The sequence below is a fragment of the Paludibacter sp. genome, assembly GCF_009712605.1.
GTDB lineage: Bacteria > Bacteroidota > Bacteroidia > Bacteroidales > Paludibacteraceae > Microbacter.
The window spans coordinates 22,997-35,356 of the sequence record NZ_WASO01000008.1 but is presented as its reverse complement, the minus strand read 5'-3'; the positions used below and the strand labels follow the sequence as shown (position 1 = coordinate 35,356).

Here is a 12,360-nt window from a genome sequence, read left to right as displayed (position 1 = left end):
AGTCGACACCGGAAATGAAAATACATTTTTTTACTCAATAAGAATATTTACCTTTGTGTGAAGATTAACTTAATAGAGAGATGGTAAACGCAAATCAAGTAAAAGAGCTGGTTTTGGCGGCTGGTGCTGATCTTTGTGGTATTGCATCGGTCGAGCGCTTTGATGTGGCGCCGGAAGGTTTTCGTCCAAAGGATTTATTTCCCGGTACGAAGTCGGTCGTTGTTTTTGCAAAGAAAATACCCGAAAGTATTTTGCACTCCAAATCTCAGATTCCCTATTCGTTTATAGAAGATATAGCTTTGCAAAAAGTGTTGCAATTGTCATTTGATATTGCCGTCAGGCTGGAACGTGAAAATGTCTCCGCACTTCCGGTTCCGTCAGAGCCTTACGAATACTGGGATAAAGAAACTATGACCGGCAAGGGCTTGTTGTCGTTGAAACATGCCGGATATTTGGCAGGTATGGGAGTAATTGGGCGAAATACATTGCTGTGTACGCCTGAATATGGAAATCTGATAAAGCTCGGAGCTTTGCTTGTAAACGTTCCACTAGAGCCGGATCCGATAATGGAGAATGATATGTGCTCTGAAAAATGTAATGCCTGCATCAATAATTGTCCTTCGGGAGCATTACAGGATGGAGGTGTTGACCAAAAGAAATGTCGGACTTATTCGGAAGGTTCTACCATAAAAGGTGCTCCGATAACCGTTTGCTACAACTGCCGGAAAGTTTGTCCAAACAGATCAGGCTGGAAAACCGCTTGACATAATTCATTTTTGATAGTCTTGCTATTTATTGCTTATTTTGCGAAATACAGTACAAATCAAATTATTTACACATGAAAACTTTACTTGTAACTTTACTTGCTTTATTACCATTTATGGCTATGGCTCAGCAACATCCCGATGTGTATTCCACCCCAATGGGACCGTTAGTAGTTACTCCTATTAACCATGGCTCCATCATGCTCAAAATCATGGGGAAAGTAATTCACGTGGATCCGTATGAAAAAACGGTAGATTACAGCACATTGCCCAAGGCTGATCTGATTTTGATTACGCACGAGCACTCTGACCATTTTGATAAAAAAGCGCTTAAAAAAATTGTTACTCCCGATACTTATATAATAACAACAGACAGCGTGGCGTCTGCCGGTATTCCTAATGCAACCGTCTTGAAGAATGGTGAAGATGCAACATGGAATGATATTGGAATCTTAGCAGTTCCAGCGTACAACATCGAACACAAACGTCCTGATGGAAAGCCTTACCATGAAAAAGGTGTTGGCAACGGATATATTCTTTCATTTAAAAAATTTAGAGTATACATTGCCGGCGATACTGAAAATATTCCGGAGATGAGTCAGCTTGGTAAAATCAATATTGCGTTCTTGCCCAAGAATCTGCCTTATACCATGACGGACGAACAGTTTATTACGGCTGCAAAAATGATACACCCCAAAGTGTTGTACCCTTATCATTATTTTGAAATTGATCGCGATGCGTTGATGAAGCAATTGCCTAAAGATATTGAATTGAAATAAGCATGTTTTGGCTCCGGTTGGTTGTTTTCTCGTTTTTAGTGTCACTGCTCGTTTCGTGTGGAACTGACGCAGGGCGGCATTCGTTTTGCTACTGGCAGCGTACTTTCAAAATGACGAAAGAGGAGAAGACTTCTTTACAGCAAACAGGAGCCAATCATTTGTATATTCGCTATTTTGATGTCGATTGGGACGAAGCCGGACAAGAGCCTAAACCTGTGGGTACTTTAATTGTCGCTTCTGTTCCTCCGTGTGATTTCACACCTTCAGTTTTTATCACCAACAAAGTTTTTGACCACGCTACCCACGCAGCTATCGACTCGCTGGCTGCACGGGTGAGCCGTCGTATTGCAATGGTGAATAGCCGTTTCCTTGAAATGGCAATAAAGGACAGTCTCAGCGGAAATAAAACTGCTCCTGCGGTTGTGAGAGGCTGGACGGAAGTTCTTTTCGACTGCGACTGGACCGTTTCTACCAGGGATCGCTATTTCTATTTTCTGCGAAAAATGGAGGAATTCTTCCCCGAAAAAGAACGGTCGGCTACGTTGCGTTTATGGCAGTATAAACACCGAGATGTGAGCGGTATTCCACCGGTTAACCGCTGTCTTTTGATGTGCTATAATCTTTCTGATCCCCAAAAACAGACAACATCCAATTCCATCGGCAGTGCGAAAGAACTGGAAAGCTATCTTACACAAAGTAACTATGCTCATCATCTTGACATTGCACTCCCGATTTTCGGGTGGGGTGTTGTGTTTCACCGTGGAAAATGGCTGGGCTTGATGAAAGATGCTGATGCAACGGGATTTCGGCGTGATAAAGCGCATTATAAAGAGATCACTACGAACCGTTTTATGCTGATGAAAGACACAGTTGTCGGGAAACATTATCTTCGTTACGGGGATGAAATCAGAATAGAACAAATCAGTGCTGCCGAAATAGAAAAAATGATAGACGTTGTTAAAAAACGAGTATCTTTGCGGGGCAGCTCACGTTTAACCCTCTTTTCGTTAGATAGACAAAATGTTAACCGGTATGGAATGGAAGAAATTGGGCGTTTTTACACGCTTTTTGATCATTAGCCTCTTTTTGATACTTCCTTTTTATTCGTCAGCTTGTGTGGTGATGGAATCTCCCGATACCTACAGGATGATGTTTTTTCAAGCCAGAACCGGTAACAGTTCTCCACTTCAGATTTTCAATTACTCACCCGCTCTTTATGCAAGTTATAATCCTGACCCGGATGGTGTCGATCGGGTAAGAAATGCCAAAGAATGGCAGGCCGTTACGGGCAATGGTGTTGTGCTCGAAGATATTCTTGCCATTCAGTACGAAACTTCTCCCGATTCTCTTCAGTTTGCTTACTCTCATAATAAGCTGCAAGCAGTCTTTGAGGACAATAGCTTTATTCAGTATCTTCTCCGTCCATCTTCCAAACTATTATTGGAATACCTGCTTTTCTCAAAACAGGCAGAAGCTACCGAGACTGCCTGGTCAGAAGGGTTTGAGTCGTGGAACAGCGATGCCAATGAAATGGCTGTGGTGAAACAAAAGAAACTTGCATTGCTCATGATTGCAAAAAAACGATTGAGCTCTGTAAAGGACGATTTTCTCAAAAAACGCTATGCTTATCAAGTGTGTCGCTTGTCGTACCAACTTCAACGGCCGACAGATGTCATTGCCACTTACGAACGTTGTTTTAAAAAGTTTAATGGCAATGGACTCATGAATGTCTGGAGCTCATTGTTTTATGCACAATCGCTTAATGCCACAAAGAAAAAGGCAAAAGCAAACTACTACTATAGCCTTGTCTTTGACAATTGCGACAGCAAGAAATTGCGTGCACATCAGCTTTTCAATAGCGATGAAGCAACGTTTACGGCTGGATTGAAACTGGCCAAAACTGCTCACGAAAAGGCGGTGATGTGGGTGATGAGAATAATTAATAATCCGGGGCCTGTGCTGAGTAGCCTTAAAACTATCAGTTCGCTTGATCCGAAATCTTCCTATATGACGTTTTTGCTGGCTCGCGAAATCAATAAACTGGAGGATTGGATTTGTACACCAGCTTTTACCGCGTTTTCTCCGGCGGTATCACCGCAATGGAATTTTTCGCAGGCGATGGCAAAAAACATGAAAACCGATCTGGAATATCTTGGGTCGTTCATGGAATTTGTAAAACAACAGCAACAGCAGGCGAGGGGAGAGCTCCATCAATACCTGACGCTCGGCCTGGCGCATCTTTGTCTGATAAATGACAATACGAAAGAAGGTCTCGATTATCTGAATGCTATCGGTTTATCCGAAAATAGTTCTATTGAGATACAGAAAAATATTGAAACGGCCTGGGTGATGGCGAAAACCACCGATATAACCGACAACGTGTTCAAAGATCAGTTTGTGATTTATTGCCACAAGCTTCACCGGTTGGCCAAAAGCGACAATACGATCAACAAAACGCTTTATTCTCTGTTGCTTGGTGTAGCTGGCGAATATGAAAAACGCTTTGACTTTGCTACAGCCGGTTTGCTCACTATGAAAGCCGATCAGTATAAGCGACGGTATGATGCGGCATATGCAGAGGATTTTTCAATAACTGCCGATGATAACTATCAAAAGATAAGATATTTTGATAAGTGTGCTGGCATCGGAGATGTAGACAATCTGATCCGTCTTTTATCGAAGACAGATAAAAGCGATTTTGAAGATTATATTACCGAACAACCGCTGGGAAGTGTCAATCTTTATCGCGATTTGCAGGGGACCTTGGCATTCCGGCAAAACGACCTCAAAACGGCGTATTCGATTTTCAGGAAAATTGATCCAGCCTTTTGGCGGACAAGCTATGCTTACAAAGATTGTCTGAATGAAGATCCGTTTGTGGCTAAGGTGTTGTGCAAGAACAGAAATTTTTCATACCATTTCGATAAAGCGAAATTTGTAAAACGCCTGCTCGATCTTCAGGATAAAACGCATAAGAAAACCGGAGTTGCCGAGAATGCAATCCTTTTGGGAAATGCTTATTTCAATTGCTCTTATTATGGTAATTCGTGGATGATGGTGGAATATGGCTGGAGCAGGGCCGAACCTGAATATCATTCACCTACTGATAGTTTGGGCTATTTCAATCAGTTTCTTGCCTTTAAGCTTCCTCCGGTCAGAGTGGTCCCAAATCCGTTGAAAGACGATAATTATTATAATTGTAAACTGGCGGCTCGCTATTTTCATTTGGCAGCCGACGATCCCAAAGCAAGCAATGAGCAACGGGCTTATGCTTTGTTGATGCTGCATGAATGCAACTACTTGCCCTGGACAATAACTAATTATTCGTGGTATGACGATAAAAAGCCCAAATATCCGGCAGGAAAAGAGTTGCGCGAATTTTATGCTCATTACGCCGATACAAAAGTCTATCACGATTATAAATGCCCGTTACTGGATGCTTTTATTGCACGAAAATAATGCTCTTCAATTAAATCTTTATAAACTTCAAAAAATGGAAAAACGACGTACTATTGGTATTCATGAGAAACTACCGGTTCTGCAGAGCATGCCTCTCAGTCTTCAGCACCTAACCGCCATGTTTGGTGCCACAATTTTAGTTCCTATTTTGTTAGGTGTCGATCCCGCTATTGCTTTATTGATGAACGGTATCGGTACTTTACTTTATTCGTGGATAACTAAAGGCGGCATTCCGGCCTATCTGGGATCAAGTTTCGCATTTATTGCTCCAACAATGCTAATCATTAGTAGTTATGGAGGTTTTGCTCATGCTCAGTCCGGTTTTATCTTTTTCGGATTATTTTTTGTCATTATCTCATTCGTGGTGAAAAAATGGGGCATCCGCTGGATTGACGTGGTGATGCCTCCTGCCGTTATGGGTGCAGTGGTTGCCATTATCGGTCTTGAACTGGCACCTGTTGCTGCACAACAAGCTGGTTTGGCTGCCGGTTCTACCGCTGTAGGACAGGTAGTGCAGCCTTTTGTGGTGAATTCGAATGTGGTACTGGTTTCTATGTTTACTCTTTGTGTCGGTATTATAGGTTCTGTATTGTTCAGAGGTTTCTTGCAGGTTATTCCTATCCTGATTGCTGTTGTTGCCGGATATGTGATGGCCTTGTGTCTTGGAATGGTGGATACTACAGCTATTAGTAACGCTTCCTGGTTTGCATTGCCGAAATTCAGCGCACCGGTTTTTGATACCAAAGCGATGATTATTATAGCTCCTGCATGTATCGTGGTTTTGGCCGAACACATCAGCCACCTTATTGTTACGGGCGAAGTGACCGGCAACGATTTGATGGCCAATCCCGGCTTGCACCGTTCTTTGTTAGGCGATGGTTTGAGCAACCTTTTTTCTGGTTTTGCCGGTTCTCCTCCGAATACCACTTATGGCGAAAATATCGGTGTGATGGCTATTACCCGCGTTTATTCGGTTTGGGTGATTCGTGGAGCAGCTTTGTTTGCAATTGCCTTTTCATGCGTAGGCAAGGTCTCAGCAGCCATTTCGACTATCCCTACTGCAGTTCTCGGTGGGATGACCATGTTACTGTATGGTGTGATTGCCGTTCAGGGTTTCCGTATCTTTATCCAACAGAAAGTCGACTTCAGTAAGAACAGCAATATGGTTCTCGGAGCAATTACTTTTGTGGTGGGTGTATCGGGCGCAGCTATCAATATCGGCTCAGTTCAGCTCAAAGGTATGGCCTTTGCAGCTATCGTGGGAGTAGTTCTTTCTCTTCTTTTCTGGATTTTCCGCAAACTCGGAATTATGAATCAGGAATCTTAACCGTTTCATTCTCTTTTTGTTCTGAAAAGTTGATGGTTTTTTGCGATAAAAAGATGTCGCAAGGTGAACAATTCTGACTTTCAGTATATATATTTGTGATGTCATGGAATTGGCCATTCCCTCTGAGGTTTATTGTTGAACTAAAAGGAACGCTTATGGAAGAAACCTCACAGTTACAGAAATATCGCTCTAAATGTCAGTTTCATACTGACTGATTATTAATCCAACAAAGGAATAGAAAGAAGAAACTAAAAAATGAACATGGCTTTCTGCTGTTGCACTGGCAACTGGAACCCGTTATGTGACGGATCACCTGCTAAAGCCTGCTTCAAAAAATTAATTGAATGTCAATAAAAAACGAGGGTGTCCCGCAAGAGACATCCTCGTTTACATTTACAACACTTACTAGGGTATACTCTGGAGTTTTATTCTTCCAGGAGTTTCTTTGCATCAACAAACTGAGCTATTCCTTTAGCTACCTGCTTGGCTTCCTTCATGGCAAGCACTACGGTTTGCGGGGTATGTACAACGTCACCGCCCGCAAAAACGCCTTTCTTTGTGGTCATCCCGTAGGGACGTTCTTTTGTAATAACGTAACCGGTATCGTTAACTTCAATGCCTTCGGTGGTGGAGACAATACGGTTCGCAGGCCGTGAGCCGATTGCCAGTAATACCCGGTCGGCCGGAACTATTTTTTCGCCTTCCGGAGTCTGAATCGTTATTTCGGACAACCGTTTTCTCTTTCCGATTAATTCAACGGTGGAAGTATTCCATAAAAAATGAACTCCTTCATCAACGGCTTCTTCGTATTCGGTGCGAAGTGCAGGCATATCGGCTTCAGTTTTGTGGTAAAGCACAGATACGTTTTTGGCTCCCATACGTAAAGCTGTTCGGGCAGCATCCATGGCAACATTACCGGCTCCAATAACATAGACTTCGTCGTTAACCCGTAGCGGTACATCTTTGCGGTCGATACTCTCATTCTGATATAAGTTGACCATGCGCAGGAAATAAGATGACTGAACGACTCCTACCAAATCGGATCCGGGGATAGACAGCGACTTGGGGATGGCGGTACCGGTACCGATAAAGACGGCATCAAACCCACGGTCGAACATGTCATCTACCGTAATGTCTTTGCCAACCATGCAATGGGTGATGAACGTGACACCTAAATCGGCAATCTTCTCAATTTCACGTTTTACTACGTTCTTGGGAAGTCTGTATTTGGGAATGCCAAACATGAGTACGCCACCCAATTCCTGTTCTCCTTCGTAGATGACTACATTGAAACCCTGTCGGGCTAAATCGCCGGCCACAGTTAATCCTGCAGGACCGGAACCGATTACGGCTACTTTGCCTCTGTTCTTTTGAGGAAGTTTTTCGCGTATCAGCCCCATTTCTCCATCAAAATCGGCAATAAAGCGTTCCAGTTTTCCTACGCGGATGCGTTTCCCTTTGTTGTTGAGAATGCAATGGCCTTCACATTGTTTTTCGTGCGGACATACGCGACCGCATATGGCAGGTAAGTTACTTTTTTCATTGATGATTTGAAGGGCGTTTCCAACATTTCCCATTGAAAGCTGGTGAATAAAGCCCGGTATGTTATGCTCAATGGGACATCCTTTAACGCAAAGAGGGTTTTTGCAATTCAAACAGCGTTTTGCTTCATCTATGGCTTCTTTGGCGGAAAATCCTTCGTTAATTTCTTCAAATTTCAGATCTTTCGATTCTTGCATACAGAATGATTAAGTGTGAATTCAAAATAAGAAAGTCTTATTTTGCTATATAGACGTTGCAAAAATACATACAAAATGCTATTCAGAGATTGCAATTAATCATATTTACGTTTATTTTGAAATGTTATTTGTTGTAATTAACGAAAAGACAAAATATAAACATAATTTCAAAACCGGATTTAATGCGGGCATAAAAAAAGCAACTCTTTCGGGTTGCTTTTTTGTTTTTGTTATTTTTTTGGTCGGCTCTGTACTATGCGGGCTCCGGGTGGGACATCCTGATCTACCCAGATATTTCCACCGATAACAGCTCCTTTTCCGATGGTGATACGTCCAAGTATAGTAGAGTTGGAATAAATAATGACGTCGTCCTCCAGTATCGGATGTCGGAGAATTCCCTTGATGGGTTTCCCGTTTTCGTCGAGCGGAAAGCTTTTTGCTCCCAGTGTCACTCCCTGATACAATTTTACGTTATTTCCAATGATGGCCGTTTCTCCGATCACAACACCGGTACCGTGGTCAATGGTGAATCCATTGCCTATGGTAGCTCCCGGGTGTATGTCTATCCCCGTTTCGGAATGAGCCATTTCGGTGATAATCCGGGGAATAAGCGGGACTCCCAATTCCAGTAGTTCGTGAGCAATGCGATAATTGCTGATGGCACGAATAGCCGGATAGCAAAAAATCACTTCGCCAAAGCTCTTGGATGCAGGATCGCCGATATACGTCGCTTCTACATCTGTTGCCAAACGTTCCCGAATGCAGGGAAGGTGTGTGATAAATTGAGTGGCAATGTCAATGGCTTTTGCTTTGGGCTCTTCTGTGTCTGTGGAAAAGCAGAGCCCAGCCATGATTTGCTCTGTTAGTAAATGGTAGAGCTCCTCAACGCTAACTCCGATATGGTACTTAATCGTGTGCCGGTCAATTGCCGAGCGTCCGAAATAGCCGGGGAATAAAATGGATCGTGTCAGTCGTACAATTTCTTCAAGTACATCAACAGAGGGTAGGAGAGTTCCTTCCTTTTGCTGATGGCTTAATGTTTTGAATTGCTTGTAGTCTGACAATTGACGGATTGCTTCCGTTATGACTTCAGATGAATTCATGCTGTTTGTTGCTTAATGTTGTCTTACATCCTACAGACAACGATTATTTGCCTGTTTTCTTTGTATTCGTCGATGGCGTTAGTAGCTTGTTATAAGCTCCTGGTTGTTTGAATAAATCCAATGCTTTTTTTACGATTGCGTTTTCCGTGTTCACAATGCGGTAGAAAGCATCTCTTTCCCATATGTCGTTTGCTATCATGGCTTTTATTTGTGTTGACAAATAAGCTTTGGATTTATCGAACTGCTCCTGATTGAAGGTGATTTTTTCCTTGGTGGCAGCACTTGCCAAATCGTCGAACAGTGATTGAGGAACAGAATAAGATGCGGCGAAAGTATCGAAGGTTTTATATTGTTCGGTAATCGCGTTTCTGTTCTTGTCAATGTATTGCATAGTAGTTTTGTTGACAATCCCTTTCGCTATGATTTTTCTGAGATAATCGGAATAATAGGTTGTGTCAAGCGGAACAAACACATCGGGCATAATGCCGCCGCCGCCATAGACCGTACGAGAGAGTCGCAAAGTTTTGTATTTGAGCGAGTCAGCAAAATGAATGCTATCTGCGTGTTGGAACTCTCCGTGCTTGTATCTGTCCAATATGTCTTTTTCATATTTGTCCAACCCGTCTTTATAAGATTTTTGAATACAACGTCCGGATGGAGTATAGTAACGTGCTGTAGTCAATCGGATCATCGATCCGTCGGGCAAAATTACAGGGCGCTGTACCAATCCTTTGCCAAATGTACGGCGGCCAACGACCACACCTCTGTCCCAATCCTGCATGGCACCGGAGAAGATTTCACTGGCTGATGCCGAATATTCGTTGGTCAGTACGATGAGCCGACCGTTTGAAAACCCTCCTTTGCCGGTAGCGTTGATCGATGTGCGTGGTTGTTTTACTCCTTTCGTATAAACAATCAGGTTCCCTTGTTGCAAAAACTCGTTTGCCAGATCTGTTGCGGCATTCATATACCCGCCACCGTTATCCTGCAGGTCGATAATCAAATCTTTCATGCCTGCTTTCCTGAGTTTATCTAATGCTTCAAGGTATTCCCGATAAGTTGTTGCTCCAAAACTGTTGATCTTGATATACCCGACTTCTTTATCAATCATGTAAGAAGCGTCAACGCTGTAAATAGGAATTTTATCTCGTGTGATGCTAAAATCAATCAGTTCGGGTACTCCGCGACGAAGCATTTTGACTCTGACGACAGTGCCTCTTGGTCCGCGTAGCTTTTTCATGATAGCCGTGTTTTGCATTTTTACACTGGGGCCAGCGATCAGCGTGTCTTCAATAAAAATCATACGGTCGCCTGGCAGTACGCCAACTTTGGCAGCAGGACAACCCGATATGGTTTGTATAACATAAAGTGTGTCTTCAAGCATTTGAAACTGAATGCCTATACCGTAAAAAGAACCCTCGAGCGGTTCATTCATCCGTTCAACTTCGTCTTTTGGAATATATACCGAGTGAGGATCGAGATCTTTCAGCATTCCAACGATAGCACTTTCTACCAGATTGTTCTCTTTTACCGAATCGACATATAAACTGTTAACAGCATTGAGGGTGTAAACCAGTTTGGCAGATTGCTCATCCAACTTGAATTGTGCAAGCGCAATGCTGGAAAATACAACCAATAGTAAGATAATGAAAGATTTATGCTTTGTCATAAAAATAAGAATTTGCAAAATTACAATTGTGCGGCTTTGGTTATAAATATAACCATAATATAAAGCAAAAGTACAAAAAAATAGGAGAAACCGGACCTTCGTGTTAGCAATCGTCACAAGTAGGGCGTGAAAATGAAGCTGATTTTGAATCGTCACGGAAATCTTGCAACTTTGTATCTGCAAATAACAAATACACTTCGCGCTTGTTTTTATGCTCTGCTGTTTAGAAACATCCTGCCTATAAGATTATTAAAGATGTCGGAAAATATTACCACTAAGATTTTGGAGACCTCATTTGCGAAAAATGATCTCAATAATCCGCTTTCAATGCCCGTGTACAATACTGCTGCCTATGAATTTGCTACAGCAGAAGAAATGGAGGCTGCATTTATCGGAAAATCGGCTTTTCATACTTACACTCGCATTTCGAACCCAACAGTTGAATTTTTTGAAAAACGGATACAACAAGCATCCGGAGCGATGGGTGTAACAGCTGTATCTTCTGGTATGGCGGCCATCTCGAATGTATTTATGACATTGGCTTTTAGTGGGGCAAATATTGTTACTACCTCCCATTTGTTTGGTAATACATTTTCTGTTTTGCAGTTTACACTGGCAAACTTCGGAGTAGAGGTTCGCTTTTGTGATTTGTTGAACCTTGATGAGGTGGAAAAGAATATCGATGAGAATACAGCTCTCGTTTTTACGGAAGTAATCACCAATCCCCATCTTGAAGTCGTCGATTTAAAAGCTCTCTCGGAATTAACACGAAAAAAACAGGTTCCTTTGGTGGTTGATACCACTGTAGTTCCGTGGTGTGCCTTCAAATCGCGCGATTTCGGCGCAAACATCGAAGTGGTTTCCAGTACAAAATACATTTCGGGAGGAGCTACCAGCATCGGAGGATTGATTCTCGATCATGGCAACTTTGACTGGAGCCACTCAAAAAGATTGAGTGTTGAAGCGACAAAATCAGGGCCGATGGCATTTCAAGCCAAGTTGCGGGGCGAAATTTTCAGAAATTTCGGAGCCTGTATGTCGCCGCAAACTGCATACCAACAAACTTTGGGGCTTGAAACTATGGAGTTGCGCTTTAATAAGGCTGCAAATACGGGTCTTGAATTAGCGCAATGGTTGGAAACTCTGCCGGAAGTGAAAAAGGTTAGTCATAACAGTTTGGAAAGTAATCCGTTTTATGCCATAAGTGCAATGCAGTTCGGGAAAGTAGGAACAGCCATGTTTACTTTTGAGCTGGCTGACAAGGCTGCATGTTATGCCTTTATGAATAAACTGAAGGTGATACGTCGAGCCACCAATCTTTTTGATAATAAATCGCTTATAATCCATCCGTTGTCTACCATCTATGGCACATTTTCACCGGAAATGAAAGAGAAAGTCGGTATTTCAGATACCTTGCTGCGTTTTTCTACCGGATTGGAACATGTGGACGATTTGAAAGCGGATATACTTCAGGCGTTGAGATAGAAAAAACAGAACGGTTAAGCAAGTTGTTGCTTAAC

General features: G+C 42.6%; 9 protein-coding genes. 6 read left to right on the top strand and 3 right to left on the bottom strand.

All coding sequences use genetic code 11. The features are described 5' to 3' along the window. The first annotated feature begins 80 nt into the window (after positions 1-80). From F8N35_RS06465 to uraA, 5 genes are all read left to right on the top strand, one after another. A complete protein-coding gene (locus tag F8N35_RS06465; RefSeq protein ID WP_293050592.1) occupies positions 81-764 on the top strand; it encodes a hypothetical protein in 684 nt (227 codons plus the stop codon). A 74-nt stretch (positions 765-838) separates the two neighbouring features. After that, the gene (locus tag F8N35_RS06460; RefSeq protein ID WP_293050590.1) at positions 839-1,543 is read left to right on the top strand and encodes an MBL fold metallo-hydrolase; all 705 of its coding nucleotides are present in this window, start codon (positions 839-841) and stop codon (positions 1,541-1,543) included. A 2-nt stretch (positions 1,544-1,545) separates the two neighbouring features. Then, positions 1,546-2,622, top strand: coding sequence for a hypothetical protein (locus F8N35_RS06455; RefSeq protein ID WP_293050588.1), 1,077 nt, complete (start codon positions 1,546-1,548; stop codon positions 2,620-2,622). Then, positions 2,576-5,002 (top strand): hypothetical protein, encoded by a 2,427-nt coding sequence (locus tag F8N35_RS06450; protein ID WP_293050586.1) that lies wholly within the window; start codon positions 2,576-2,578, stop codon positions 5,000-5,002. Before F8N35_RS06455 ends, F8N35_RS06450 begins: the two co-directional genes overlap by 47 nt. Before the next feature lie 34 nt (positions 5,003-5,036). Then, the gene (uraA, locus tag F8N35_RS06445; RefSeq protein ID WP_293050585.1) at positions 5,037-6,329 is read left to right on the top strand and encodes a uracil permease; all 1,293 of its coding nucleotides are present in this window, start codon (positions 5,037-5,039) and stop codon (positions 6,327-6,329) included. Positions 6,330-6,754: 425 nt separating this feature from the next. Here uraA and F8N35_RS06440 read toward each other — a convergent pair whose 3' ends face one another. From F8N35_RS06440 to F8N35_RS06430, 3 genes are all read right to left on the bottom strand, one after another. Beyond that, positions 6,755-8,068 carry an NAD(P)-dependent oxidoreductase gene (locus F8N35_RS06440; RefSeq protein ID WP_293050583.1) on the bottom strand — a complete coding sequence of 438 codons (1,314 nt, stop codon included), beginning with the start codon at positions 8,066-8,068 and terminating at the stop codon, positions 6,755-6,757. A 230-nt stretch (positions 8,069-8,298) separates the two neighbouring features. Beyond that, complete coding sequence (epsC, locus tag F8N35_RS06435; protein WP_293050581.1) at positions 8,299-9,171, bottom strand: serine O-acetyltransferase EpsC; 873 nt, start codon at positions 9,169-9,171, stop codon at positions 8,299-8,301. A gap of 43 nt (positions 9,172-9,214) precedes the next feature. Further along, positions 9,215-10,840 carry a S41 family peptidase gene (locus F8N35_RS06430; protein WP_293050579.1) on the bottom strand — a complete coding sequence of 542 codons (1,626 nt, stop codon included), beginning with the start codon at positions 10,838-10,840 and terminating at the stop codon, positions 9,215-9,217. A gap of 255 nt (positions 10,841-11,095) precedes the next feature. Between F8N35_RS06430 and F8N35_RS06425 the strand changes: the two genes are divergently transcribed. After that, a complete protein-coding gene (locus F8N35_RS06425; RefSeq protein WP_293050577.1) occupies positions 11,096-12,325 on the top strand; it encodes a PLP-dependent transferase in 1,230 nt (409 codons plus the stop codon). Positions 12,326-12,360 lie beyond the last annotated feature (35 nt).

Coding starts and splice junctions, on each gene's coding strand:
- F8N35_RS06430 (WP_293050579.1), bottom strand. CDS start 10,840: ATGACAAAGCATAAATCTTTCATTATCTTACTATTGGTTGTATTTTCC.
- uraA (WP_293050585.1), top strand. CDS start 5,037: ATGGAAAAACGACGTACTATTGGTATTCATGAGAAACTACCGGTTCTG.
- F8N35_RS06465 (WP_293050592.1), top strand. CDS start 81: ATGGTAAACGCAAATCAAGTAAAAGAGCTGGTTTTGGCGGCTGGTGCT.
- F8N35_RS06455 (WP_293050588.1), top strand. CDS start 1,546: ATGTTTTGGCTCCGGTTGGTTGTTTTCTCGTTTTTAGTGTCACTGCTC.
- F8N35_RS06440 (WP_293050583.1), bottom strand. CDS start 8,068: ATGCAAGAATCGAAAGATCTGAAATTTGAAGAAATTAACGAAGGATTT.
- epsC (WP_293050581.1), bottom strand. CDS start 9,171: ATGAATTCATCTGAAGTCATAACGGAAGCAATCCGTCAATTGTCAGAC.
- F8N35_RS06425 (WP_293050577.1), top strand. CDS start 11,096: ATGTCGGAAAATATTACCACTAAGATTTTGGAGACCTCATTTGCGAAA.
- F8N35_RS06450 (WP_293050586.1), top strand. CDS start 2,576: ATGGAATGGAAGAAATTGGGCGTTTTTACACGCTTTTTGATCATTAGC.
- F8N35_RS06460 (WP_293050590.1), top strand. CDS start 839: ATGAAAACTTTACTTGTAACTTTACTTGCTTTATTACCATTTATGGCT.